Annotated in this window: 27 protein-coding genes and 1 riboswitch; of the genes, 18 read left to right on the top strand and 9 right to left on the bottom strand. The window is 57.7% G+C overall.

Translation table 11 applies throughout. The features are described from left to right. Nucleotides 1-257: 257 nt before the first annotated feature. On the bottom strand, nt 258-1127 hold the full coding sequence (locus ACEN2J_RS13060; protein ID WP_442106454.1) for a glycosyltransferase family 2 protein: 870 nt from the start codon (nt 1125-1127) through the stop codon (nt 258-260). Between the two features lie 166 nt (nt 1128-1293). Here ACEN2J_RS13060 and miaB point away from each other — a divergent pair, with 166 nt between their 5' ends. From miaB to ACEN2J_RS13005, 11 genes are all read left to right on the top strand, one after another. Beyond that, the gene (gene miaB / locus ACEN2J_RS13055; RefSeq protein ID WP_442106453.1) at nt 1294-2601 is read left to right on the top strand and encodes a tRNA (N6-isopentenyl adenosine(37)-C2)-methylthiotransferase MiaB; all 1308 of its coding nucleotides are present in this window, start codon (nt 1294-1296) and stop codon (nt 2599-2601) included. Nucleotides 2602-2803: 202 nt separating this feature from the next. Next, nucleotides 2804-3346 carry an OmpA family protein gene (locus ACEN2J_RS13050; protein WP_442106452.1) on the top strand — a complete coding sequence of 181 codons (543 nt, stop codon included), beginning with the start codon at nt 2804-2806 and terminating at the stop codon, nt 3344-3346. Nucleotides 3347-3351: 5 nt separating this feature from the next. Then, complete coding sequence (locus tag ACEN2J_RS13045) at nt 3352-3735, top strand: hypothetical protein (RefSeq protein ID WP_442106451.1); 384 nt, start codon at nt 3352-3354, stop codon at nt 3733-3735. A 166-nt stretch (nt 3736-3901) separates the two neighbouring features. Further along, nucleotides 3902-4918 carry a PhoH family protein gene (locus ACEN2J_RS13040; protein ID WP_442106449.1) on the top strand — a complete coding sequence of 339 codons (1017 nt, stop codon included), beginning with the start codon at nt 3902-3904 and terminating at the stop codon, nt 4916-4918. Further along, nucleotides 4902-5408 (top strand): rRNA maturation RNase YbeY, encoded by a 507-nt coding sequence (gene ybeY / locus ACEN2J_RS13035; RefSeq protein WP_442106501.1) that lies wholly within the window; start codon nt 4902-4904, stop codon nt 5406-5408. The genes ACEN2J_RS13040 and ybeY overlap by 17 nt, the downstream gene beginning before the upstream one ends. Before the next feature lie 43 nt (nt 5409-5451). Continuing rightward, the gene (locus tag ACEN2J_RS13030) at nt 5452-6402 is read left to right on the top strand and encodes a hemolysin family protein (RefSeq protein ID WP_442106447.1); all 951 of its coding nucleotides are present in this window, start codon (nt 5452-5454) and stop codon (nt 6400-6402) included. A gap of 32 nt (nt 6403-6434) precedes the next feature. Continuing rightward, nucleotides 6435-7943, top strand: a complete 1509-nt coding sequence (lnt, locus tag ACEN2J_RS13025; protein ID WP_442106500.1) for an apolipoprotein N-acyltransferase — start codon at nt 6435-6437, stop codon at nt 7941-7943. Between the two features lie 33 nt (nt 7944-7976). Continuing rightward, nucleotides 7977-8025: riboswitch (SAM-SAH riboswitch) on the top strand. Between the two features lie 7 nt (nt 8026-8032). Next, nucleotides 8033-9199 carry a methionine adenosyltransferase gene (gene metK, locus ACEN2J_RS13020; RefSeq protein ID WP_442106445.1) on the top strand — a complete coding sequence of 389 codons (1167 nt, stop codon included), beginning with the start codon at nt 8033-8035 and terminating at the stop codon, nt 9197-9199. Nucleotides 9200-9312: 113 nt separating this feature from the next. Continuing rightward, complete coding sequence (locus ACEN2J_RS13015; RefSeq protein WP_442106443.1) at nt 9313-10125, top strand: TIGR00282 family metallophosphoesterase; 813 nt, start codon at nt 9313-9315, stop codon at nt 10123-10125. Between the two features lie 94 nt (nt 10126-10219). Beyond that, the gene (locus tag ACEN2J_RS13010; protein WP_442106441.1) at nt 10220-11998 is read left to right on the top strand and encodes an SLC13 family permease; all 1779 of its coding nucleotides are present in this window, start codon (nt 10220-10222) and stop codon (nt 11996-11998) included. An 83-nt stretch (nt 11999-12081) separates the two neighbouring features. Continuing rightward, the gene (locus ACEN2J_RS13005) at nt 12082-12828 is read left to right on the top strand and encodes a YebC/PmpR family DNA-binding transcriptional regulator (RefSeq protein WP_442106439.1); all 747 of its coding nucleotides are present in this window, start codon (nt 12082-12084) and stop codon (nt 12826-12828) included. 114 nt (nt 12829-12942) lie between these two features. On the opposite strand, the gene ACEN2J_RS13000 is transcribed toward ACEN2J_RS13005, so the two are convergent. Together ACEN2J_RS13000 and ACEN2J_RS12995 are read right to left on the bottom strand one after the other, a co-directional pair. After that, on the bottom strand, nt 12943-14079 hold the full coding sequence (locus tag ACEN2J_RS13000) for an MFS transporter (protein WP_442106437.1): 1137 nt from the start codon (nt 14077-14079) through the stop codon (nt 12943-12945). Nucleotides 14080-14170: 91 nt separating this feature from the next. Continuing rightward, entirely contained in the window at nt 14171-15040 is an 870-nt protein-coding gene (locus tag ACEN2J_RS12995) for a LysR family transcriptional regulator ArgP (RefSeq protein WP_442106435.1), read from the bottom strand. Between the two features lie 87 nt (nt 15041-15127). Here ACEN2J_RS12995 and ACEN2J_RS12990 point away from each other — a divergent pair, with 87 nt between their 5' ends. Genes ACEN2J_RS12990 through ACEN2J_RS12980 form a run of 3 tightly spaced genes read left to right on the top strand, consistent with a single transcriptional unit; the run spans nt 15128 to nt 17069 of the window. Beyond that, nucleotides 15128-15532, top strand: a complete 405-nt coding sequence (locus tag ACEN2J_RS12990) for an ACT domain-containing protein (protein WP_442106433.1) — start codon at nt 15128-15130, stop codon at nt 15530-15532. Then, on the top strand, nt 15525-16127 hold the full coding sequence (locus ACEN2J_RS12985; RefSeq protein WP_442106431.1) for a LysE/ArgO family amino acid transporter: 603 nt from the start codon (nt 15525-15527) through the stop codon (nt 16125-16127). The genes ACEN2J_RS12990 and ACEN2J_RS12985 overlap by 8 nt, the downstream gene beginning before the upstream one ends. Before the next feature lie 42 nt (nt 16128-16169). Beyond that, on the top strand, nt 16170-17069 hold the full coding sequence (locus ACEN2J_RS12980; protein ID WP_442106429.1) for a DMT family transporter: 900 nt from the start codon (nt 16170-16172) through the stop codon (nt 17067-17069). A 21-nt stretch (nt 17070-17090) separates the two neighbouring features. On the opposite strand, the gene ACEN2J_RS12975 is transcribed toward ACEN2J_RS12980, so the two are convergent. Together ACEN2J_RS12975 and ACEN2J_RS12970 are read right to left on the bottom strand one after the other, a co-directional pair. Further along, nucleotides 17091-17873 (bottom strand): 3-deoxy-manno-octulosonate cytidylyltransferase, encoded by a 783-nt coding sequence (locus ACEN2J_RS12975; protein WP_442106427.1) that lies wholly within the window; start codon nt 17871-17873, stop codon nt 17091-17093. A 9-nt stretch (nt 17874-17882) separates the two neighbouring features. Beyond that, nucleotides 17883-18845, bottom strand: coding sequence for a KpsF/GutQ family sugar-phosphate isomerase (locus ACEN2J_RS12970; RefSeq protein WP_442106425.1), 963 nt, complete (start codon nt 18843-18845; stop codon nt 17883-17885). 204 nt (nt 18846-19049) lie between these two features. Between ACEN2J_RS12970 and galE the strand changes: the two genes are divergently transcribed. Further along, nucleotides 19050-20036 (top strand): UDP-glucose 4-epimerase GalE, encoded by a 987-nt coding sequence (gene galE / locus ACEN2J_RS12965; protein WP_442106423.1) that lies wholly within the window; start codon nt 19050-19052, stop codon nt 20034-20036. Nucleotides 20037-20141: 105 nt separating this feature from the next. Here the strand turns inward: galE and ACEN2J_RS12960 are convergent, their stop codons facing one another. From ACEN2J_RS12960 to fabA, 3 genes are read right to left on the bottom strand one after another with little or no spacing between them, the layout of a single operon-like run. Further along, entirely contained in the window at nt 20142-20933 is a 792-nt protein-coding gene (locus ACEN2J_RS12960; protein WP_442106421.1) for an enoyl-ACP reductase FabI, read from the bottom strand. Between the two features lie 3 nt (nt 20934-20936). Beyond that, nucleotides 20937-22163, bottom strand: a complete 1227-nt coding sequence (gene fabB / locus ACEN2J_RS12955; RefSeq protein WP_442106419.1) for a beta-ketoacyl-ACP synthase I — start codon at nt 22161-22163, stop codon at nt 20937-20939. Nucleotides 22164-22211: 48 nt separating this feature from the next. Then, nucleotides 22212-22721: a bifunctional 3-hydroxydecanoyl-ACP dehydratase/trans-2-decenoyl-ACP isomerase gene (gene fabA / locus ACEN2J_RS12950; protein ID WP_442106417.1), complete on the bottom strand. Its 510-nt coding sequence runs from the start codon at nt 22719-22721 to the stop codon at nt 22212-22214. 153 nt (nt 22722-22874) lie between these two features. On the opposite strand from fabA, the gene irr reads away from it, so the two are divergent. Next, complete coding sequence (gene irr / locus ACEN2J_RS12945) at nt 22875-23291, top strand: Fur family transcriptional regulator Irr (RefSeq protein WP_442106415.1); 417 nt, start codon at nt 22875-22877, stop codon at nt 23289-23291. A gap of 7 nt (nt 23292-23298) precedes the next feature. Further along, the gene (locus tag ACEN2J_RS12940; protein WP_442106413.1) at nt 23299-23961 is read left to right on the top strand and encodes a DUF2161 domain-containing phosphodiesterase; all 663 of its coding nucleotides are present in this window, start codon (nt 23299-23301) and stop codon (nt 23959-23961) included. Here ACEN2J_RS12940 and aroQ read toward each other — a convergent pair. Continuing rightward, on the bottom strand, nt 23950-24387 hold the full coding sequence (gene aroQ / locus ACEN2J_RS12935; RefSeq protein WP_442106498.1) for a type II 3-dehydroquinate dehydratase: 438 nt from the start codon (nt 24385-24387) through the stop codon (nt 23950-23952). The genes ACEN2J_RS12940 and aroQ overlap by 12 nt on opposite strands. Before the next feature lie 149 nt (nt 24388-24536). On the opposite strand from aroQ, the gene trmB reads away from it, so the two are divergent. After that, entirely contained in the window at nt 24537-25244 is a 708-nt protein-coding gene (gene trmB, locus ACEN2J_RS12930) for a tRNA (guanine(46)-N(7))-methyltransferase TrmB (RefSeq protein WP_442106411.1), read from the top strand. Nucleotides 25245-25283 lie beyond the last annotated feature (39 nt).

The raw sequence follows: 25283 nt of genomic DNA, 5'->3' as shown, positions 1-25283 counted from the left end.
GGTTTTTTCCGGACGTATCCGGCAGCAGTACCAGAGCGTCCGATCTGCTTCGGTTGACCTTAGAAAAACGCGTGCGCCCTCAGATCGCCCGAGGAACCACACATATGGATGCGCCCCCTACATAGCAAGGGGTATATGCAAGCATAGGCATTTGCGTATCGCACACTATGTATGGATTGGAACTGTGCCAAAAGGGCGGCAGATAACGGCTTTGACGCTTATTTTGCCCGCAGGTAATAATAAGCTTGCGCCAATGGTTAAAACCATTGGCCGGGTTCCATCAGGCCTAAATCCATGAGTTGCTGGCTGTTCCACTGGAATTTGGTCGAATTGTGCCACTTGAATTCATGAATGTCATAGCGCGAGCCGGGGTTGGATTTCAGCGCTTTGGCGGTGCGGAATGACACGACTGCCGTGGTGATGTTGTGATGCCACGGGCAGGCGTATGTGTTGTATTCCTCATCCGAAAAGGTGAAATTGGGGCGTAGGCGAAGGCCCGGTTTGGCGCGAAACAATGCAATACGGTCAATCTTGCGGCGCGCGGTTGGGATATGCTCTTCGAAACGCCAGCGTAGGCCGCCAAAAAAATCAAGCTGGCGTTCGCGCGCATGGTTGTGGTTGGCAGGGTCGGGGCGGCCCAAGGCGTAATACCCCGATTTATCCAGCATCGCATCCTCGAGGGATACGGCGTTCGGGTGCTTGTTCAGGTCTTCGGCATAGAGGTCGATCACATAAGACAGCAGGGCCGAGCCGCGCTCTTCGGTGTGAAAAGCTATCATTTCCCGTACGTTGCGGCTTTCGCAAAAGGGAAAGAAAAGGTATTCGGCGTTATAGCCGTAGTAAAGCCATGTATTGGGCGCAGCCTCGATCAGTTGGTTCACCGCCGTTTGTATGGCATTGCGTTGGTAGATGTCGTACTCAACCCGCGTGATCAGCGCGGCAACCGTGTCTGAAAGCGCGATCTGAGGGTTGGCAAGCAGCAACACGGTGCGGAACCCGATTTCGAGGTGGTGGCGCAGCGTGCTTTCCAATTCGACCGCATCTTCGGCAAGGATAATCGCAACGGGGCCTTTGGCGAGGCTGTCGCGCTCTTTGTCCAAAAACGTGGATAAACTTGTATACTGCATGCCGTTCCTCGGTATTTGGCCTGCCAAACGGCCAGTCTTAGCCCCCGATGATTAAGCGAAAGCGTATAAAACTGCGAGAGCTATTCGCAAGGCCGCCGGTTTTGGGGGCGTTGCGGGTTGGGGCCGCAGGGTGTAGAGAGGCGGGCGATCTGCAAAGGGTGCTGCCATGACCGAGCCAAAGAAGCTGTTTATCAAGACTTACGGTTGCCAGATGAACGTTTACGACAGTGAGCGGATGGCAGAAAGCCTGGGTGCGACCGGTTATGTGCAAACCGATACGGCCGAGGGTGCCGATATGGTTATGATTAACACCTGTCATATCCGTGAAAAGGCCTCGGAAAAACTATACTCGGATTTGGGCCGCCTGCGCGCTGCCAAAGAGGCGAACCCCAACCTGAAAGTGGCCGTTGCAGGCTGCGTGGCACAGGCCGAAGGTGCCGAGATTATGCGGCGGATGCCCTTGGTTGATCTGGTCGTCGGCCCGCAAAGTTATCACCGCCTGCCCGAGATGGAAGCGAAGATCCAGAAGGGTGAGCGGGCGATTGAGACCGATTTTCCGCTTGAGGATAAATTTGACCATTTGCCCGAACGCAAGGCGATGCGCGGGCCAGCCGCATTTTTGACCGTGCAAGAAGGCTGCGACAAGTTTTGCGCCTTTTGCGTCGTGCCGTACACGCGCGGTGCCGAAGTAAGCCGCCCGCCGGAACGCCTGTTGGCCGAGGCACGCAATCTGGCCAGCCGTGGCGTGCGGGAGCTGACGCTGTTGGGGCAGAATGTGAATGCCTATAGCGCGGGGGGCTACGGCCTTGCACGGCTGATCCGCGCATTGGCGGACGTCGAGGGTATAGACCGGCTACGCTATATGACCAGCCATCCCAATGATATGGAAGATGATCTGATCGCGGCGCATGGCGATTGCCCGCAGTTAATGCCGTATTTGCATTTGCCGGTGCAATCTGGGTCTGACCGTATTTTGAAGGCGATGAACCGCAAGCATACGGTCGATGATTATTTGCGCGTATTGGACCGTGTGCGCGCGGCGCGGCCCGATATTTTGCTGACGTCTGACTTTATCGTCGGCTTTCCTGGTGAGACGGATGATGATTTTGAAGGCACGATGAACCTTGTGCGCAAGGTGGGCTATGGCATGGCCTATTCGTTCAAATACTCGGCGCGGCCCGGCACACCTGCAGCGGAAAAGCCCGATGTCGATACTGCGGTGGCAGATGCGCGGCTGCAGGCCTTGCAAGCCTTGTTGGGCAGCCAGCAGCGCGCGGCCCAAGATGCGATGGTGGGCCGCGAAGTGGATGTTTTATATGAAAAAACGGGACGGCAACCGGGGCAGATGGTTGGCAAGTCGCAGCATCTTCATGCGGTGCATGTTGATGATCCGGCGGGGCAGGTGGGCCAGTTGGTGCGGGTGCGGGTGACTGAATCGAAGTCAAATTCCCTTGCCGGTACACCTGTGCTGTAAACCTGTTTCCTGAAGCGGGGGTAAAGGCAGGGGCGGGTTAGCGATTGGCCATAAAGTCGAAACTATTAGCGGCGCAATCGTCCTCGGGTGGCCAGTTTTTGCTTTACAATCGGGTGCCTAGACTGCAAATCTTTGTGAATGTAGTAAAGTTTGCGGAATGCCCGGGGGGGTTGCCACTGTGAAGCGACAAATTAGTTTAGCGATGAAGATAATGATTGGTGGCGCTGCCCTTGCGCTGGGCCTCACAGGCCCCGTTGCCGTTATGGCGCAACCAAAGGTTACAGGCCAAATAGAATGGGGCGTATGGGTCGATGATGACGGCTGTATGCACTGGTGGGCAGATGGTGGCCTTGAGGGCTATATGGTTCCGCGCCGCAACCCGAAAACCGGCAAGCCGGTTTGTCTGAAAAAGAACACCTGTTTGGTGGAAAACACAGACACATTGTTCCACACCGACAGCGCGAATTTGACCGCCAACGGCCGCGCACGTCTGGAAGACTTCTTTCAAAGCACAGATGCCTTCGGCTACGCCATTTATGGCCATACCGACAGCCGCGCGTCGCAGTCCTATAACCAGCGCCTGTCCGAGCGTCGTGCCGAATCTGTCGGCGCTGTTGCGCGCTCGGTTGGTGCAATGGTCGAACGTCAGATCGGCTTTGGTGAAACCCGTCCCGTCGCGTCGAACTCTTCTGCAGCTGGTATGCAGCAGAACCGCCGTGTCGAAGTCATTTGCTATAGGTGGTAACAGATATGATCAACGCAATGAAAATGGGCGCAGGTCTGGCGACTGCTTTGATGCTGTCCGGCTGTATCGCTGAGAATTTTGAAGGCACCGAACGCTATAGTGGCCCCGATTCCATCATCGCAACCGGCCAAGACCAAGGCCGCGATTCCGGCGTTTTGAACAACGGGCGCGCAGCAATTGCCTATGACCCAGATGGCTGCCAAAACTGGATCATTGACGACGGCTTGGAAGGCTATTCTTCGCCACGCTATGACCCAGTGTCGGGTTTGCCGGTCTGTAATGACGAATACCCGCCGGGTACGGTTATCCGTGATTACCAATCCAGCACGGAAGGCATTGAAGACCGGGTTTCCGGCCACGGCCGCAGAACAGTGGTTGTTAACCGCTAATCGTAAAACCGCCTAAAATTAAGGCCGCAGCAAAAGCTGCGGCTTTTTTAATTTGATCGCCATTAAATAAAATTGCATCTTTTCCGCTTGTTATAAAAAAGTCACTTGTCAGACGGCCCCTGACGCCCCACTCTTTACGTATAACCGTTGTTAAAAGGAGATATCCTTGGGCACCAGTGCGCTGACCCCCCCGACTGCACAGCTTGATACCGAAACCCTGTTGGAATTTCCCGACAATCGTTTGCTAATTGATCTTTGTGGTCAGTTTGATAGCAACTTAGCGTTGATCGAAAAGCAGACCGGCGTGAATATCTTGCGGCGGGGCAACCGTTTGGCCGTTATCGGCGAGAAAAGCGCACGCGACTATGCGTCTTCGGTTGTGTCGGCGCTTTATGCGCGGCTTGAGGCGGGCAAGGGCTTGGACGCCGGCGATATTGACGGTGCAATCCGCATGGGCCGCCCGATGCCAGACCGCGCGTTGCCAGCCGTTGAGCAGATTGAAATGTTTTCGGGCGAGCGTTACGAGCTGCGGACCCGCAAAAAGCCGGTAGAGCCACGGACCGAGGCGCAAAAGGCCTATGTCGGCAACCTGTTTGACAATGACCTTGGCTTTGGCATCGGCCCTGCCGGTACAGGCAAAACCTATCTGGCGGTGGCCGTTGGCGTGACCATGTTGCTGGCCGGTGCGGTGGATAAGATTATCCTGTCACGTCCTGCGGTCGAGGCAGGCGAACGGCTTGGCTTTCTGCCTGGCGACATGAAGGATAAAATTGATCCCTATATGCAGCCGCTTTATGATGCGCTGAACGATTTTCTGCCGCAAAAGCAGCTCGCCAAGTTGATGGAGGACAAGCGGATCGAAATCGCGCCGCTGGCCTTTATGCGCGGGCGCACGCTGTCGAACGCCTTTGTCGTGCTGGATGAGGCGCAAAACGCCACGACCATGCAGATGAAAATGTTTCTGACCCGTTTGGGCGAAGGGTCGCGCATGGTTATCACCGGCGACCGCACCCAGATTGACCTGCCGCGCGGTACGGCCAGCGGCTTGGCCGATGCCGAGCGTATCTTGAAAGGCGTTAAGGGCGTCAGCTTTAATTACTTCACATCCAAAGATGTCGTGCGACACCCGCTTGTCGCCCGTATTATTGAGGCGTATGAGGCGCATGATGGAGCCTCTGGTTGATACAGTAATAGAAGACGCGCGGTGGGAAGGTTTTGGCCTGCCTACCGTAGCTGTGCGCGCCTGCACGGCGGCGTTAGTTGAATTGGGCTTGCCGGTTCAAGGGTTTACCCTGTGTTTGATGGGCTGCGATGACGCGCATATCGCCACGCTGAACGCGGATTTTAGGGGCAAGCCCGTGCCGACCAACGTGCTGTCTTGGCCATCCGAGGAACGCGCGGCGGAATATGCGGGCGAGGTGCCTGAGCTGCCCGAACCTGGGCCGGAAGATGATCCAGAAAATTTGGGCGATATCGCGATTGCGTGGGAAACCTGTGCCGCCGAGGCCGAGGCCGCGGGCAAGCCAATGGGCGACCATGTGACGCATTTGGTCATTCATGGTCTGTTACATCTTTTAGGATACGACCATATCGACGACATTGATGCCACATTGATGGAGTCTACTGAGGCGCGGATACTTGAAACTTTAGGGGTTTCGGACCCATATAGTTAGTTATTGCCCCAGTTATGGGGAATTATTTTTTGGAAAAGGACAGATGGGTAGTACGAACAGCGAGTCAGTTGCCGCGTTTGAGGCACAAGACTCTTCGGATCAGGACAGTGATGAACCTTTGCAACGCGGGTTCTTTGGCCGCATCTTAGACGCTCTTAGCCCGTCTGACCCCAATAGTGAAAGTGATGACAGGCCTGTCCAAGGCCCTGATCGCCTTGCGTCTGGCGGGGCAATGCATGGCATAGCCAACTTGCGCAAACTGCGGGTTGATGACGTGGCCGTTCCCAAAGTTGAGATTACGGCCGTTCCAATCACCATTGGCAAAGAAGAGTTGGTCGAGGTGTTTCGTGAAAACGGCCTAAGCCGTGTGCCAGTGTACAAAGGCACGCTTGATCATCCGCTGGGGCTTGTTCTGCTCAAAGATCTGGCGCTGCAATACGGGTTTGCTGGCGCATCTGGGCGGTTTTCCCTGCGCAAACTGTTGCGGCCTATCCTTTATGCGCCGCCGTCGATGCCTGTCGGTGTTTTGTTGCAAAAGATGCAAAAAGAGCGGGTTCATATGGCCTTGGTCATTGATGAATACGGCGGGGTTGACGGGCTTGTGACAATCGAAGACCTGATTGAAACCGTGATCGGCGAGATCGAGGATGAGCATGACGAGGTCGAAGGCCTGCTTTGGAAAGAAGACCCGCAGGGTGTGTTTCTGGCCCAAGCCAACGCGCCGATGGACGAGTTTGAGCAAGCGCTGGGGTTAAGCCTGCGAAACGGCGAAGAAGATGACGATGTTGACACGCTCGGCGGTCTGGTCTTCTTGCGTTTGGGCCGCATTCCGGCGCGCGGCGAAATTATCCAGCATGAAAGCGGAGCCGAGTTTGAGGTGGTTGACGCGGATCCGCGCCGTATTAAGCGTTTGCGCGTGCGGTTGCCCGCAGCCGTTGCGCGTCGCGCGGCCGTAGCCGCCGTAAGCGCGGAAGCCAAAGCCGCAAAAGTATGATCAGCAGACAGTTTCGGCGGCTGGTGGCGCGTATGTCCGGCTGCTGGCCGGGCTGGGCGCAGGTTGGGGCGGCGTTTGGATTAGGGGCTGTCATGGCCTCGGGGCAGGCGCCGCTGGGGTTTTGGTTCTTAACCTTACCGGCGCTGTTTGCGGCCATGGTGCTGATTGCGCGCGCCGGTTCGGCCGGGGCGGCTGGCTGGCTTGGCCTGTTCTTGGGCGGCGGTTATTTTGCCTTGGCCCTATCGTGGATTGTCGAGCCGTTTTTGATCGAGCCTGAAATCTATGCGTGGATGATCCCTTTTGTTTTGGTACTGCTGCCCTTTGGGCTGGGGCTGTTTTGGGCGCTGGCGGCGTGGGGCGCGCATCGCTTGGGCGGCAGCTTTGCCCCGCGCGTCCTGTGGTTGGCGCTGCTACTGGCCTTGGCCGAGATGGCGCGGGGCTATGTGTTCACTGGGTTCCCTTGGGCGATGATTGGCCATGTCTGGATTGACACTCCCATTGCGCAAGCCGGTGCCTTTGTTGGCGCAGGTGGGCTGACGGCGCTGACGCTGACCATGGTGGCCGTGCCTGCTACCTTTGGCTGGCGTTGGGCTGCTGTGCCCGTGGCGGTTTGGTCTGCGCTGGCGCTTTATGGCGACGGTCTGCCCAGCCCGAAATACGCGGACAACCCTGCAATTGTGCGATTGGTTCAACCCAATGCCGAGCAGCATTTGAAATGGGACCCTGCGCGCGCGCGGGAAAACCTAGATCACCTGCTCGCGCTGTCTTCGGTGCAGGGCCAAAAGCAACCGGATTTGATTGTATGGCCCGAAACTTCGGTGCCGTATTTATTGAATGATAACGATGGCTTGGTGCAAGCTATCGCCGCAAAGGGCCAAGGCGCACAGGTTGCCGTTGGCATTCAGCGGGTTGAAAACGGGCCAAGCCCTGATGCCGTTCGCGGCTATAACACGCTTGCGGTGATCTCACCGCAGGGGCAGGTGTCACAAACCTATGACAAGCATCACTTGGTGCCTTTTGGCGAGTATATTCCCTTTGGCGACTTGGCGTACCGGCTGTTTGGCATTACCGCCTTTGCCTCGCAACAAGGGGCGGGCTATTCGGCAGGCCCCAGCGCGCAGGTGCTAGATTTGGGGCCGAAACTGGGCCATGTTTTGCCGCTGATTTGCTATGAGGCCGTGTTTCCGCAAGATTTGCGGGCGGCGCCGATGCGTGCCGATTGGATCGTACAAATCACCAATGACGCATGGTTCGGCAAGCTGACAGGCCCGTGGCAACACCTTGCCCAAGCGCGGCTGCGGGCGATCGAGCAAGGCTTGCCACTGCTGCGGGCTGCAAATACCGGCATATCAGCGGTGATTGATGCGCGGGGCCGGGTGGTGGCCGCGCTGCCGCTGGGGGTGGCCAATTACATTGATGCCCCGCTGCCTGCGGCTTTGCCGCCCACGGTCTATGCGCGCTTTGGCGATATGCCGATTTTGGTGTTGCTGCTGGTGCTTGCGGCCGGCTTGTTGATCTGGCCGCGGCGCAGAATGGCTTGACTTGGCTACAATGCAGGCATAGGCGCATGGCGTAAACCGTCACAACGGCTTCCTGGCGTGATTGGTAAAACCAAACGGAGCAGTTCCCCATGTCACGAAATAATTATGTTTTCACCTCTGAATCTGTGTCAGAGGGGCATCCCGATAAGGTCTGTGACCGCATTTCGGATGCGGTTCTTGATGCCTTCATCGCGATTGAGCCAAACGCCCGCGTTGCCTGTGAAACCTTTGCGACCACAAAGCGCGTTGTCGTTGGTGGCGAGGTTGGGTTGTCCGACCCTGCAAAGCTGAAGGAAATGATGGGCAATGTCGAAGGCATCGTACGCGATTGCATTCGTGACATCGGCTATGAGCAAAAGAAATTCCATTGGGAAACCGTTAAGGTTCACAATTACCTGCACGAACAGTCCGCCCATATCGCGCAAGGCGTTGATAAGGATGGCGCCGGCGACCAGGGGATCATGTTCGGCTATGCCTGCACGGAAACCGACGCTTTGATGCCTGCCCCTATTCAGTACAGCCACGCGATTTTGCGGCGCCTCGCCGAGGTGCGTAAATCAGGTCAGGAAAGCACCCTGCGCCCTGACGCTAAAAGCCAGATTTCCTTGCGGTATGAAGATGGTAAGCCGGTTGAAGTGACCTCTATCGTGCTGTCGACGCAGCATGAGCATAAAAAGCAAACCAGCCATGATATCCGCGCGATTGTAGAGCCCTATATTCGTGAGGTTCTGCCTGCATCTTGGATCACGCCCAACACCGAATGGTGGGTGAACCCTACCGGTACGTTTGTGATCGGCGGCCCGGATGGTGATGCCGGTTTGACGGGCCGCAAGATTATCGTTGATACCTACGGCGGTGCGGCCCCCCACGGTGGCGGCGCATTTTCGGGTAAAGACCCGACCAAGGTTGACCGTTCTGCCGCCTATGCCGCGCGCTACCTGGCGAAAAACGTTGTGGCCGCTGGGCTTGCGGATCGCTGCACCATTCAGGTGTCTTATGCGATTGGCGTGGCCAAGCCGATGTCAATTTACGTCGATACGCATGGCACCGGCAACGTGCCCGATGCCGAGTTGGAAAAGGTGATCTGGTCAGCGATGGACCTGACGCCGCGCGGCATTCGCACGCATTTGGACCTGAACAAGCCTATCTATTCGCGCACCTCGGCCTATGGCCACTTTGGCCGGGCTCCCGAGGCGGATGGCGGTTTTAGCTGGGAAAAGACCGATTTGGTTGATGTGCTGAAAAAGCCGTTCTGATCTGACAATATTCTAACAAAAGCCCCGCGATAGCGGGGCTTTTTGCGTTTTTGGCCACTGGTATATAGGTATTTTCGCTTGCTCTTGGCAGCAGCGCCGCCTATGCCAGATTTATGAAAATACTCTTTCTTGGCGATGTTATGGGGCGTTCAGGCCGGGCCGCGATTACCGAGCGGTTGCCGAAGCTGCGCGACGAATGGAAACTCGATTTTGTCGTGGTGAACGGCGAGAATGCCAGTGGCGGCATGGGCCTGACGGGCGCACATGCCAAGGGCATTTTGGATGCCGGCGCCGATTGTGTGACGCTGGGCGACCATGCTTTTGACCAAAAAGACATGCTGCAATTCATTGAAACCGAGCCGCGGATTATCCGGCCTTTGAACTATGCCAAAGGTGCGCCGGGTAAAGGCGCGCGGGTGTTTGAGGCGCGGGGCGGGCGCAAGGTTTTGGTTGCGCAAGCCTTGGGTCAGGTCTTTATGAAACGCCCGTTTGACGACCCGTTTTCCGCAGTTGAGGCGGTGTTAAAGGCGCACCCGCTGGGCGGTATGGTCAGCGCGTCTATTGTCGATATGCATTGCGAGGCCACGTCTGAAAAAATGGCGATGGGCCATTGGTGTGATGGCCGCGCCAGCCTGTGCGTGGGCACTCATACCCATATTCCAACCGCTGATGCGCAGATTTTGCAGCAAGGCTGTGCGTATTTGACCGATGCTGGCATGTGTGGCGATTACGATTCGGTCATTGGTATGGAAAAGCTGGAACCGATGCGGCGGTTTATCACTGGCATGCCCAAGGCACGGTTTGAGCCTGCGAATGGCGATGCCACTTTGTCGGGCGTCTATGTGGAAACCGACGATAAAACAGGCAAAGCGACGCGCGTGGCGATGATCCGTAACGGCGGTCGTCTGCAAGAGGCGCGGCCTTAATCGTTTGGCCCTAATAGGGGCTGTTTTTGCTGCCCGCGCCTGCGCTAGACTGCTCTAGACGGGGCATGAACTTTTAAGAGGCGAAAACGCGCGTATGTTTGGCTTGGACCTTTCTGAAACGATGCAAGCTTGGGTGGCGATTGCCATTCTGCTGGGCATGTTGGTGCTGTTTATCCGCGAAACCTTTCCGGTTGAGGTGACGGCGCTGGCCGGAGCGGCTGTGATGCTGGTGCTGGGGATCTTGCCGCAGGATGATGCGTTGGCGGTATTGTCGAACCACGCACCTTGGACGATTGCCGCGATGTTTGTGCTGGTGGGGGCGTTGGTGCGCACGGGCGGCTTGGATTGGGTGACGCGGTTGGCGGTGCGCAATGTCGAGGCGCGCCCCGCCGCGACTTTGGCCGCGCTGACCTTGGCAATTGTGGCGATGTCGGCGTTTTTGAACAATACGCCGATTGTGGTTGTGATGATTCCGGTCTTTATGCAACTGGCCAAGAAAATGAAGCTTTCACCATCCAAAGTCATGATACCGCTGTCTTTTCTGGCGATTTTTGGTGGTACGATCACGTTGATCGGTACATCGACCAACCTGTTGGTTGACGGTGTTGCACGGCAAATGGGCATGGCCCCGTTTGGCATTTTTGACATCGCGCCTTTGGGGATTGTGATGGCGACCGTAGGCGTTTTGTACCTGTTTTTGTTCGCCCGCAAACTGCTGCCCAACCGTGACAGTCTTGGGATGTTGCTGGGTGACAGGTCCAAAATGAAGTTTTTTACCGAGGTGGCACTGCCCGAGGATTCCGGCCTGATCGGCCAAAAAGTTATGGATGTCGATCTGTTTAAACGCGATTCTATGCGGGTTGTGGATGTGCTGCGCGGCGATGCCAGTTTGCGCCGGGCCCTTGCGGGCGTAGAGTTGGAGGCTGGCGACCGTGTGGTGTTGCGCACACCAATGTCAGAGGTACTTGCCCTGCAAAGCAGCAAGGATTTGCGGCAGGTCGACAAGCTGTCTTCGGTTCAGACTGAAACGGTCGAGGTGTTGATTACGCCGGGTTGCTTGATGGTCGGGCGGTCTTTGGGATCATTGCGGCTACGGCGGCGCTATGGCGTCTATACATTGGCAGCACATCGCAGAAACCAGAACATCGGGCGCCAGTTGGACGACTTGATTGTGCAGGTGGGCGATACGTTGCTACTAGAAGGGGCCGCCGCCGACATTCAGCGGCTTGCGTTGGATATGGACCTTGTCGATATCGCCCATCCATCGGAGCGCGCGTTTCGCCGCAAACATGCTCCGATTGTATTGGCCGTTTTGGTGGCAGTGGTCGGGCTTTCGGCCTTTAACATGGCGCCGATTGTGATTTTATCACTGATTGGTGTGGCGATTGTTCTGGTGACACGCTGCATTGATGCGGATGAAGCGTTCGGCTTTATCGAGGGGCGGTTGTTGGCGCTGGTTTTTGCAATGTTGGCCGTCGGTTTGGGGCTGGATCATTCGGGCGCGGTTAAGCTGATTGTCGATGCGATTTCACCGTTTATGCTGGACTTGCCGCCTTATATTCTGGTGTTTGCGGTGTATGGTTTGGCGTCCGTGCTGACCGAGATGGTTTCTAACAACGCTGTGGCCGTGATTTTGACGCCGATTGCGATTGGGCTGGCATCGTCTTTGGGTGTGGACCCGCGGCCTTTGGTGGTGGCGGTGATGTTCGGGGCCTCGGCCAGCTTTTCCACGCCGATTGGGTATCAGACCAACACGCTGGTTTACGGGCCGGGGGGGTACAAGTTCACCGACTTTTTGCGCATCGGTGTGCCGTTGAACCTGCTGATGATGGTAGTGATGAGCGCGATGATCCCGTGGTTCTTTCCGTTCTGATATAGGGCGGGGTTGCGGATTGGCCTTGCGTTTGTGTATAGGGCGGTAACAGCGATTTATTTTACAAAGCGGAGATCGGGCTAATGGCAGGCCATTCAAAATGGGCGAATATCCAGCACCGTAAGGGTAAGCAGGACAAATTGCGCTCGAAGATGTTTTCCAAACTGTCCAAGGAAATTACCGTGGCAGCCAAGATGGGTGAGCCGGACCCGGATAAAAACCCGCGTTTGCGGCTTGCGGTAAAGGCGGCGAAGTCGCTGTCGATGCCCAAAGACGTAATTGATCGTGCGATCAAGAAATCGCAAACGGGCGATGCGGCGGATTATACCGAAATCCGGTACGAAGGTTATGGCGCGAACGGGATTGCGATTATCGTTGAGGCGATGACCGATAACCTGAACCGTACCGCCAGCAACGTGCGCAGCTATTTCACCAAAAGCGGTGGCAACTTGGGGCAAAGCGGCTCGGTTAGCCACGGGTTTGATCGTGTGGGGGAAATATCTTATCCGGTTGAGGCAGGTGATGCCGATACGGTGATGATGGCGGCCTTGGATGCTGGCGCGGATGATGTTGAGTCCACTGAAGATGGCCACTGGATTTACTGCGCGATGGAGCAGTTGAACGATGTGTCGGATGCTTTGGAAAAGTCATTGGGCGAGTCGAGCGAATCCAAGCTAATCTGGAAACCGCAGGTTTTGACCGAAGTTGATCTGGAAACCGCACAGAAGTTGATGAAGCTGATCGACCTGTTGGAAGAAGATGATGACGTGCAGGATGTGACGCATAACTTTGACATCCCCGAGGATGTTGCGGCGCAGCTGGACGCGTAATCCGCGTTTCGCACCACGATTTTTCTACGAAAAATCAGGCCCCCGGTTTTCAAGCCGGGGGTCTTTTTGTTTGGGGGCGGGATTTGGATATTTGGACCGGAAAGAATGCGGGGGTCAGGCTTGGGGCTTTTGCAGGTGTTGTGCAAAGGCGATGACCAGCAGGGCAAGTGCTGCGAGGATAAGCAGCGCAAGGCGGAGCGATGTATATTGCGCGATAAAGCCGATCACGGGCGGGCCGAGCAGCAGCCCGCCATAGCCCAAAGTCGCCACCGAGGCGATGGCGCGGCCGGGGGTGGTGTTTGTGTCGGCGGCAGCGCGGGAAAACGCGAGCGGGAAGAGGACCGCATAGCCAAGCCCCATGAGGCCGAAGCCGAGCAGGGCTTGGGGCAGGCCTTGGGCACTTGCGACCGTCAGTACTCCGATACAGGCGAGAGCACCCGATGTGCGGGCCGTGCGGATGGGGCCGACTTTGCGGATCAGGTGGTCTGCGGCGAGGCGCATGGCAAAGATGGCGATGGAAAAGGCAGAGTAGCCCAATGTGGCTTGGGCCTCGGTCGTGCCGACGGTGCTGTGTAGGAAAACCGCGCCCCAATCGGCGACGGCGCCTTCGCCCATTGCGGATGCAAATGCGATGAGGCCGACAAGCGCCAAGGCACCTTTGGGGAAGGCAAAGAGGCTGGTTTTTTGTGCAGTACTGCGCGGGGATTGCCACGGGGTCGCGGCAAAGGCGAGGGTAATGGTGCCAAAGGTCAGGCTTGCGGCTGTGAAGTGCAGCGGCACGCTGGTGCCGGTTTTGATGGCGAGGTAGCCCAAAGCGGCGGCCGCACCCGCGCCAAGGCTGAACATGGCGTGGAACGAGGCCATCATGGGCTTGCCTGCGGCGCGTTCGACTTCGGCGGCCCATGTGTTCATCGTGACATCCATCGCGCCATGGGCCATGCCGAACAGGAATAGGGCGAAGGCAAGTAATAGCAGCGAGGGCGCGAGCGCGAGAGCGATCAAGGCCGCACAATAGGCCACCGCTATCGCGCGTGTAACGGGGGCTGCGCCGTAATTATCGGCCATGCTGCCCGCCAAAGGAAACGAGACAATCGCGCCTGCGGCGAGGCATAACAGCAAAAGGCCCAAGAGGTTTGGCGTCAGGCTGTGGCTGGCTGCGATGGCTGGGATGCGAGAGGCCCAAAAGCCCAAGAGTGCGCCATTCAGGACGAACATGGCGATGACGGCAAGTCTTGGGGTGCGAAGCTGCATCTTGGTCCTTTGTGTTTTGCTTGGAGGGGAGTGCCCAAGTCTGGGGGCCGCGTACAGTAACAGTTTGTGACGCTTTGTAACCCAAAGGGGGTTACAAAAGGAATTTTTCGCTAGACTGACGGATGGCGTGGGTGAGGGGGGCTATGGCCGCAGCGGTAAGGCGGGCGAATTGCCAGTACAGCGGTACATCCAGCGGGGTATCGGGCGCGATTTCAACCAACCGGCCAGCGGTTAGGTGGTGAGTAATCAAAGGGTCTGGGTTCATGCCCCAGCCGAGGCCAAGCAGGGCGGCATCGACAAAACCTTGCGACGACGCGATGCGGTGGGTGGGAAAAACAAGCCCGGGGCCGATCTGTGCCGCGATCCAATCGCGTTGCAGGCGGTCTTTGTCGGAAAACGTCAGCGCGGGGGCGCGCGCAAGGCTGCTGCGGGAAATGCCCTCTGGCATCCAGCGCACCATGAAATCGGGCGAGGCTGTGGCGCGATAGCGTAACGCGCCCAAGGGCAGCGTATCGCAGCCTTGCAGCGGGCCGGGGTGGCTGGTGATTGCGGCGGAAACCTCGCCCCGGCGCAGCCAGTCCTGGCTGTGGTCTTGGTCATCAATCACCAGATCAAACAGCATGTTATGCGTGGCTGCCAAAGCGGGCAAGACCCAAGTGGCAAGGCTGTCGGCGTTCACCGCGATGCGGATGGTCATCGGCGCTGGCCCTTGCGGCAGATCACTGGCGAGGGTGGCTTCTAGCAACATCACCTCTTCAAAGTGCCGGATAAGACGCAGGCCCGGCGGGGTGGCGGTACAGGGTTGGCCGCGGCAGATGAGGAGCGTGCCCATGTGTTCCTCTAGCGCCTTAAGGCGTTGAGAAATGGCCGAAGGGGTAACCGATAGCGATGCTGCGGCCAGATCGAACGAACCACGGCGGTGGATGGCGGTAAGTGCTGCAAGTTGATTGTAGTCCAGCATTAGCAATACTTACTTTAACTAATAAAGATTAATTTGATTGGAGCGGTGTGGTCGCTTTATGTCAAGGCCAAAGCAATGGGGGCGGAAATGGCAGGGCTTACGGATTTGAACGACTTGTTGCGCGGGATGGTGCCAGAGTTGCATGATGCGCCCTATGGTTTCGGGTTGATGCGCAGCGATGGCGGCGCCCCGAATGTTTGGGTACCCCACGCCTTTGCGATGATGATTGAGGCCGAAGGTGTGACCGTTGTGGCCACCGAAGCCGTCTTGCTGGCGCAGGGGATAGATCATCAGGCGGGCTGGGCGCGGATTAGCCTTAAGGTGCATTCGGATTTGCAGGCCGTGGGCTTGACGGCAGCCATTTCAACAGCACTGACCGCGCAAGGGATTAGCGCCAATGTGATTGCGGGCTATCACCACGACCATTTCTTTGTGCAATGGGCACGGCGGTTTGACGCGATGCAGGTTTTTGCAGGCTTGGCCGATGTTTGAGGCGGCTGTAGCTGGCTATTTTGTGGCGATCAGTTTGATTGCGGCGATTGGGGCACAAAATGCTTTTGTCTTGCGCCAAGGTATTCGGCGCGAGCATGTTGGCTGGGTTGTTTTGGTGTGTGCGGCTTCGGATGCGCTGCTGATTGCGGCGGGTGTTGCAGGCTTTGGGGCGGTGTCGCAAACTGTTCCGTGGCTGGGCGATGCGATGCTGTGGGTTGGGGTTGCGTTTCTGCTGGTCTATGGCGCGCTGCGGTTTCGTGCGGCGTGGCTGGGGGGCGAGGCGTTGGTGGCGGCATCGGCAAGCCCCGTTGCATTGCAGCGGGTTATTATGACCGTGCTGCTGCTGACATGGGCGAACCCGCATGTTTATTTGGATACAGTGGTGCTGATAGGCGCGATTTCGGCACAATATGCGCCGCATGGTTTGGCCTTTGGCATTGGCGCTTCGGCAGCTTCTGCCAGCTTTTTCACGGCGTTGGGCTATGGCGCACGGTTGCTGGCACCGGTGATGGCGCGGCCCCGGTCTTGGGTGATCCTTGAGGTGTTTGTGGGGCTGACGATGTGGGTGATTGCAGCGGCGCTGGCCTTTGGTTGAACGGGTCTTGCGCTTGGCTTGTGGTTGCGGCTTTGTGGGGGAATGAGCGAATCTTCTAAACCTGTGATCGGAATTGCGTGGATGCTGGCCTCGGGGCTGTCATTCGTCGTAGTGACGGGCGTTGTGCGCTATTTGGGAACGGACCTGCCTGCGGTGCAATCGGCATTTTTACGCTTTGGCTGGGGTGTGGTGTTTTTGTTGCCCGCGTTGGTAACGCTGGCGCGCACAGGAATTCCGGCGGGTTTGGCGCGGGTGATTGTGCTGCGCGGGGCAGTGCATACCGTTGCGGTGACGCTGTGGTTTTTCGCAATGGCGCGGATCACGATGGCCGAGGTTACGGCCATTGGTTACTTGAATCCGGTCTGCGTGACGCTGGGGGCGGCGCTGTTGTTTGGCGAAAAGCTGGCCGTGCGGCGCTTGGTTGCGATTGGCGTGGCATTATTGGGTGCGCTGATCGTGCTGCGCCCGGGCGTGCGGGTGGTTGAACCGGGGCATTGGGCGCAGCTTGGCGCGGCCGTGTGTTTTGCAGGGTCGTATCTCTTTGCCAAGAGTTTGAGCGGCAAGATGTCTGCCGGCGCTGTCGTGGGGATTATGTCGGTGACGGTAACGCTGGGGCTGCTGCCCTTTGCGATTTGGGTTTGGGTGCCGGTAAGTATGGTGCAGCTGGCGTGGCTGGCCGTGGTGGCACTGGCCGCGACCTCGGGGCATTATTGCATGACGCGGGCCTTTGCCGTGGCGCCTATTTCGGTGACGCAGCCGGTGACGTTTTTGCAACTGGTCTGGGCTAGTATGCTGGGCTATTTCGCCTTTGGCGAGCGGGTCGATCCGTTTGTGTTGCTGGGCGGCGGCGTGATTATTGGCGCGGTCAGCTATATCACATGGCGCGAGGCGCAGCTAAAGCGCCGCGCGGTGACGCCGGGTGTGGGCGCGGGCAAGCTGTAAGGGCCTGCCCTTTAGCCCCTGTTATCCCTTGGCCAGCACGCTTTCGATGCGTTCTACATCGACGGGGTTGTTTAACTCCCAAAACACGCGGCCTTTGCCATCGACCTCGACACAAGCCATTTCCATGCCGTTTTCAAGAAAACGCAGCTGCTCTAACCCTTCCATCCGTTCCAAAGTGCCCATTTTCCAGCCTTGATAGGCAGCAAGCGCGGCAGGTCGGTAGGCGTAGATGCCGACGTGGTGGAACACTGGAATTGGGCTGTGCTCACCCTCGGGCGTGTAAGGGATTACCTCTTTGGAAAAATACAGCGCGCGCATGTTCACATCAAACACCGCCGTCGTGCCGCCAACGCGGCCATGGCGGCGGTCTTCGCGGAAATGGCTGACGGTTTCGGCGTCACAGCGGATCACGGGCGTGGCGCATTGCGCGGGGCTTGTCTTCATCGCCTCGGCCAAAGCCTCGACAAACCACGGCGGCGTCAGGGGCGCATCGCCTTGCAGGTTGATCACCAGATCGGCGGTAATCCCTGCGTTGGCCACAGCCTCGGCGCAGCGCATGGTGCCGTTTTCGGCCTCGGATGACGTCATAATCACTTTTGCCCCGAAATCGCGCGCGGCATCGGCGATGCGGTTATCATCAGTGGCGACGTAAACCTCGGCAATGCCACGGGCTGCCATAGCCGCCTCCCAGCTGCGCTGAATCAGGGGTTTTGTGATGCCGTCAGGGCCGCGCAGGCCGACCAAAGGTTTGCCCGGATAGCGGGTCGAGGCATAGCGGGCGGGGATGATAATGACGGTTTTCATGGGGGGCCTTTATTGAACGCCTGCGCGCAGGCAATCGTGGATGTGCAAAATGCCAAGCGGTTGCGCATCGGCATCGGTGACAAACAGCATGGTGATTTTGTTTTGGTTCATCAGTGCAACCGCCTCTACCGCCATCATTTCGGGCGGGGCCGTCAGGGGCGTACGGGTGGCAACATCGATGGCGGTTTTTTCCATCAACCCGCCCATGTTGCGCCGCAAATCGCCATCGGTAATCACGCCAACAAGGCAGCCGTTTTCAACGACACCTGCGGTGCCAAATCCTTTTTGCGTCATCACCAGCAGCGTATCTGCCATTGGAAAATCGGTTGGGACCAAAGGCAAATCTTTCGACCCGCGCATCAATTGGCCAACGCGTGCCAAACGTGCGCCAAGGCGGCCACCGGGGTGGAATGTGCGGAAATGCTCGGGCTCAAACCCGCGTCGTTCCATCAGGGCCACGGCCAGCGCATCGCCCAAGGCCAGCGCCATCGTCGTCGATGTCGTCGGGGCTAGGCCGAGGGGGCAAGCCTCGGGGGCGAGGGGCAATGTCAGGTTAAGGTCAGCCGCCAGTGCCAGCGTGCTGCCCGCGCGTGACGAAATCGCTATCAGCGGAATGGTAAAGCGGCGGGTGTGGGCGATCAGGTCGCCCAGCTCGGTCGTCTCGCCCGAATTGGACAGGGCGATGACAACATCGGCGGGTGTAATCGTACCCAAATCGCCATGCGAGGCCTCGGCCGCGTGGACGAAATAGGCGGGTGTGCCGGTCGATGAAAATGTTGCGGCAATCTTGCGGGCGATATGGCCGGATTTGCCGATGCCCGACAGGATGACCCGGCCTTGGCAGGCCATCAATTGCTCAACCGCAGCAGAAAAATCGGCAGGCAGCGTCTCGGCCAAAGCCAACAGCGCCTCACCCTCAATCTTCAAAACGCGGGCGGCTGCGGTAAGCGATGCATTCGGGGTTTCGGTCATTGGGTCCTCGGTCGGTCGTTCGCGCAAGTGATATTGCTCATCATGCTCTTACCGCGAAACAGTTTGCCGTGAAAGGTGCAACCACGGCATCGGCCAAATCGCGCGAACAAGCTGCCTTGACTTTATAAGCGTTATTGGTCGATTTTGGCCTTTTTACCCTTTAGGTGTATGACGCACCTCGAAAATTGGATTGCGGCGGTACGAATGCAAAAGTATGTTTTGGTGACTGGCGGGGCGGGCTATATTGGCTCGCATGCGTGTAAAGCGTTAAAGGCTGCGGGCTATGTGCCTGTTACCTTTGATAACTTGGAAACAGGTTGGGAAGAGGCTGTCAAATTTGGTCCCTTTGAGCGGGGCGACCTGCTGGACCGCGCACGTCTGGATGAGGTGTTTGCCAAGTGGAACCCCATCGCCGTGATGCATTTCGCAGCTCTAAGCCAAGTGGGCGAGGCCGTGGCCGAACCCGGGCGCTATTGGCGGGTGAATGTCGGCGGCTCGCTGAACCTGATTGAGGCGGCTATCGCTGCGGGCTGTTTGGATTTCGTGTTTTCCTCGACTTGCGCCACCTATGGTGACCAAGACGGCGTGGTTCTGGATGAGAACACCCAGCAAACCCCGAGCAATCCCTATGGGTCATCCAAGCGCGCGATTGAAGAAATGCTGCGCGATTTTGGTGTGGCCCATGGGCTGCGCCATGTGATTTACCGCTATTTTAACGTGGCCGGCGCCGACCCTGCGGGTGAGGTGGGCGAATTCCACCAGCCTGAGACGCATCTTATCCCGCTGATGCTGGATGTGGTCAGCGGCAAGCGCCCGGCGCTTACCCTATTTGGTACGGATTACCCGACGCCCGATGGCACATGCGTTCGCGACTATGTCCATGTTTCCGATTTGGTTGATGCGCATGTGCTTGGCCTGCGCTGGCTTGAGGATGGCAAGGGCAGTCGCGTGTTCTGCCTTGGCACGGGGGCCGGTTTTTCGGTGCGTGAAGTGGTAAGTGAGGCCCGCGCTGTTACAAACCAAGATGTGCCGATGAACATCGGGCCACGCCGCCCGGGCGATGCGGTGAGCTTGGTCTCGGGCTCGGCCCGCGCGGTCAAAGAACTTGGCTGGGCGCCGTCACGGTCTTCCATGCAGCAAATGATTTCGGATGCATGGCGCTGGCACGAAAATGGCCACTATAACAAGTGAGTGCTGAGAGAGGCACAATTTGACCGTGTCGCTTTTCGTGCCTATGCCCTTTTGGGTTATTCGGCGCAGTCTTTTTGTCAAAGACTGCGCCGAATAGTATTTTGATCAACCGATCTGTTCGGCCCGTGGCATGCCCATCACATGGTAGCCACCGTCGACGCGAATAATTTCGCCTGTGGTATGCATCCCGTAGTCTGACGCAAGGTAGACGGCCGTGCCGCCGACCGATTCGAGGCTGGCGTTGGTGCGCAGCGGGGCGTTTTGTTCGGTGTGGCGATAGGTTACGCGCGCGCCGCCAATTGCTGCACCGGCCAGTGTTTTCATCGGGCCGGGCGAAATGGCGTTGACGCGGATTTTTTGGTTGCCCAGATCATCCGCTAAATAGCGGACAGCCGATTCCAGCGCCGCCTTTGCCACGCCCATCACATTGTAATTCGGCGTCACGCGGTTTGACCCGCCATAGGTCATCGTCATCAAACTGCCGCCATCTGGCATCAAGTCAGCGGCACGGCGCGCTACGTCGATAAAGCTGAAGCAGCTAATATCCATGGTGTTTTTAAAATTAGAACGACTGGTATTGCTGATCCGGCCAGTCAGTTCATTCTTATCGGAAAACGCGATTGCATGGACAAGAAAGTCGATGCTGCCCCATTCGTCCTTAATCCGCGCAAAGGCGGCATCCAGCGACGCATCATCGGTCACATCGACATCGACCATCAGGTCGGAGCCAACGGTCGCAGCCAGAGGTGCCAGCCGTTTGCCGAACGCCTCACCTTGATAGGTAAAGGCAAGCTCGGCCCCTTCGGCCGCCAGGGCGCGTGCACAGCCCCATGCGATAGACCGCTCATTCGCGACGCCCATCACAAGGCCCCGCTTGCCCTTCATCAGATCGGCCATGGGTTATCCTTTGTATTTCGACATCAGCAGCGTGGCATTCGTGCCGCCAAAGCCGAAAGAGTTGGACAGAATGCTGTCATGCTCGATCTCGCGGAATTCGGTCGCGATTTCTTCGGGCTTAATTTCAGGGTCAAGTTGCGTGATGTTGGCAGAAGCCGTGATGAAACCGCTCTGCATCATCAACAGGCTGTAAATCGCCTCATGCACGCCGGTGGCCCCCAAGCTGTGGCCCGTCAGCGACTTGGTTGACGAAATCGGCGGTACGGAGTTTTCGCCAAAGACGCGCCGAATGGCCTTTACCTCGGTCACATCGCCCGCAGGGGTAGAGGTGCCATGCGCGTTGATATAGGTCACTTTGCGCCCTTCGGGCAGGGTGGACATCGCCAGTTTCATCGACCGCTCACCGCCTTCACCCGATGGGGCAACCATATCGGCACCGTCAGATGTAGCGCCATAGCCGGTCACTTCGCCGTAAATTTTGGCGCCGCGCGCAAGGGCGTGGTTCAATTCCTCAAGCACGACAACACCGCCGCCGCCTGCGATGACGAACCCGTCACGGGTGGCATCAAAGGCGCGTGCAGCCAGTTCGGGGGTGTCATTGTATTTGCTGGACATCGCACCCATCGCATCAAACAGGCACGACAATGTCCAATCGAGTTCCTCACCACCGCCAGCAAAAACAATGTCTTGCTTGCCCATCTGGATCAATTCTGTGCCGTTGCCGATGCAATGTGCCGAGGTGGAACAGGCCGAGGTGATCGAATAATTCACGCCTTTGATTTTAAACGGTGTGGCAAGGCAGGCCGAGTTGGTGGACGACATGCAGCGGGTTACCATGAACGGACCCATGCGTTTGGGCGCGCCTTTTTCGATGACAGTTTTATGCGCTGCAAAGAAATTTGACGTCGACGGCCCGCCAGAGCCCATAATCAGGCCAGACCGCTCATTCGACACATCCGAAGGGTCTAGCCCCGCATCGGCAATCGCCTGTTCCATCGCGATAAAGTTATAGGCCGCACCGGGGCCCATAAACCGCAGGTCGCGCTTGTCGATATGGTCCTCTAGCGTGATCTGCGGCATGCCGTGGATCTGGCTGCGAAAGCCGTGTTCAACGTATTGCGGGGCGGCGACAATGCCCGATTTGCCTGCGCGCAGGCTGGCCTCTACTTCGGCGGCAGTGTTGCCGATGGATGAGACAATACCGATACCGGTGATAACGACGCGACGCATGGGCGCATTCCTTTCGTAGACAGATCTTTGAGTCTTAAACGTAACAGGTCAGCTTTCGGACAGTGCGACCTTCATATCTTTAACGATATAGATCACTTCGCCGTCAGCCTCGACAATCCCATCGGCAACACCCATGGTCAGGCGGCGCGTTTGGATAGCCTTGGTGAAATCAACCTTATAGGTCAGCATCTTACGGTCGGGCCGCACCATGCCGGTCAGTTTAACCTCACCCACACCCAGCGCATAACCGCGCCCCAGCCAGCCACGCCAGCCAAGGTTAAATCCGGTCAACTGCCACAAGCCGTCAAGGCCAAGACAGCCTGGCATGATCGGGTTGCCCGGAAAGTGGCAATCGAAAAACCACAGGTCGGGGGTGATATCAAACTCGGCTTTGATATGGCCTTTGCCATGCAAGCCGCCATCGGATGAGACCTCGGTGATGCGATCCATCATCAGCATTGGCGGGGCAGGCAGTTGCGCGTTGCCGGGGCCAAACAGCTCGCCGCGTGCGCATTTCAACAAACCCTCTTTGTCAAAACTGGTTGGATACTGTGACATACGGCAAAGCCCCTTCTTTCGCTGCTCTTTCTTCTCCATTAACACCCCGCTTTATACACTGGCAAGTGCGGTGGCATTTGCACTGCGCATTCGGGTTGAAAAACCAACATATTCGGCCCTATATAGGGGTAAGGTATAAAAGGCGGATAACGAATGCTGGATCAGGCTTTGCAACGTGGAACCGATTGGCTTGCCAAAGGCGGGCTGCGGCCAACGCGGCAACGCGTGGTTTTGGCAGGGCTACTGGTCGGTGATGGCATTGACCGCCATGTCACCGCCGAAAGCCTGTTTGCCGCGTCGAATGACACGGGCGAGGGCGTTAGCCTTGCCACCGTTTATAACACCCTGCGCGCCTTTTGTGAGGCGGGGTTGATGCAAGAGGTCGTGGTCGACGGGTCAAAAAGCTATTTTGACACGCGCATGGATGACCATCCGCATTTTTACTGGGAAGACACGGCCGAGCTGACCGATGCCCGCGCTGACCAGCTGGAAATCACGCGCTTGCCCGACCTGCCCGCAGGGACAGAGATTTCAAAGGTTGATGTTGTGATCCGTCTGCGCCGTGTCTAGGCACGCGATGCGTGAGGCCGATCTCTACGCCCCTCTGAAAACCTATTTGCAGGCGCAAGGCTATGAGGTGAAAGCCGAAATTGGCGATTGCGATATCATGGCGCGGCGTGGCGATGAGCCGCCTGTCGTTGTGGAAATGAAGCTGACGTTTTCGCTGCAACTGGTGATGCAAGGCGTTGAACGGCAAGGTATGTTTCCGCAGGTCTATCTGGCTGTGCCGCTGAACAAAGGCTGGAAACTGCGCTACCGTGATATTATTGCGCTGTGCCGCCGCCTGTCACTTGGCCTGCTGGCCGTTGGCCCGAATGGGGTTGAGGCGCATCTAGACCCTGCGCCCTATGCGCCCAAGCTGAAAACCAAACCCGCCGCGCGGCTGCTGCGTGAATTTGACCGCCGCGTTGGCGACCCGAATTTGGGCGGCATCACCGGCGTGAAAAAGATGACCGTGTACCGCCAAGACGCCCTGCGCTGTGCGCTGCATTTGCAGGCGGGGCCGTGCAAAGCCGCGATTGTGGCGGGGGCAACGGGCGTGAAACGCGCAGCCCCCTTGATGCGTGACGATCACTACGGCTGGTTTGAGAGGGTCGAGCGCGGGATTTACGCGCTAACGCCCAAAGGCGTGGCCGCACTGGTGGAATACGCCGAGGCGACAGCCAGCCTAAGCGACTAACTGTGCGATGCGCCGCACTGCAGCCTTATACCCTTCGGTGCCCAAACCCGCGATCACACCTTCGGCCCGCAAGGAGACATAGGAATGATGGCGAAACGCCTCACGCTTGTGAACGTTTGAGATGTGAACCTCAATCACCACGCCGTCAAACGCGTTCAGCGCATCCAAAATCGCGATGGAGGTATGGGTGAACGCGCCAGGGTTGATCACAATTGCTGCAGCTTTGTCGCGCGCCTCATGGATCTTGTCGATGATCGCGCCTTCATGGTTCGACTGAAACGCCACCAGCCCTAGCCCCAAATCTTTCGCCAAAGCGGTGCAGCCCTGTTCAACATCGGCAAGCGTCTCATGCCCGTAAATCTCGGGCTGGCGTTTGCCTAACAGGTTCAGGTTCGGGCCGTTCAACAGATAGATCGTTTTCATCAGGGGCGTGCTCCGGTGTCGCATTTGGCTCAGCTTCGCTTTGCCTAGGGCAAATTGCAACGCCGCGCAGCTACAATCGCGCAATATCCAACTGCTTGACGTGCCGCCAGCCACAGGCTACCCCCCACCCCGCGTCAGCCAAAGGGGCCACCATGCCGGATAATGAGACCAAAGCCACACCCGAGCGCCGTAATTTTTACGGTCGCCATCATGGTAAAACCCTGCGGCCCAGCCAAAAGGCCTATCTGGCCGAAGACCTAGAGCCGTTGCGCCCCGTTGGCACCAGCCACGAAGACAACCCCGATCGCACGGTCGTGGACCCCAACAGCTTTTTCGGCGACGAACGGGCGCTCTGGCTGGAAATCGGCTTTGGCGGGGGCGAGCATTTGGTCCATATGGCCGCGCGCTACCCCGATGTCGGGATTGTCGGGTGCGAGCCATTTGTGAACGGCGTCGCCATGCTGCTGGGTAAAATCCGCGCCGCCGAGGTGACAAACCTGCGTGTCCACCCCGAGGATGTGCGCGTTTTGTTTGATATTTTGCCCGATGCCTGCATCGCCAAAACCTTTCTGAATTATCCCGACCCTTGGCCAAAGGCCCGCCACCACCGCAGGCGCTTTGTGACCCAAGACCACTTGCAGCCCTTGGCGCGGGTGATGATCCCCGGGGCCGAACTGCGCGTGGCAACCGATATCGACGACTACGTGCGCCAAACGCTAGAGGAAGTGCCGGTTGCAGGCTTTACCCTGATAAACCAATCCGCAACCCCTTGGGACGATTGGATTTCCACGCGCTATGAGCAAAAAGCCATCCGCGAAGGCCGCCCGCAGCATTACCTGACCTTTCAGCGTAACGATTAAAGGGGCCACTCCCGCCATTCGTTGATGTGGCCTTGCGGC

The organism is Pseudorhodobacter sp. W20_MBD10_FR17, assembly GCF_052119765.1.
Classification (GTDB): domain Bacteria; phylum Pseudomonadota; class Alphaproteobacteria; order Rhodobacterales; family Rhodobacteraceae; genus Pseudorhodobacter.
This window is presented reverse-complemented; position numbering and strand designations above follow the sequence as displayed.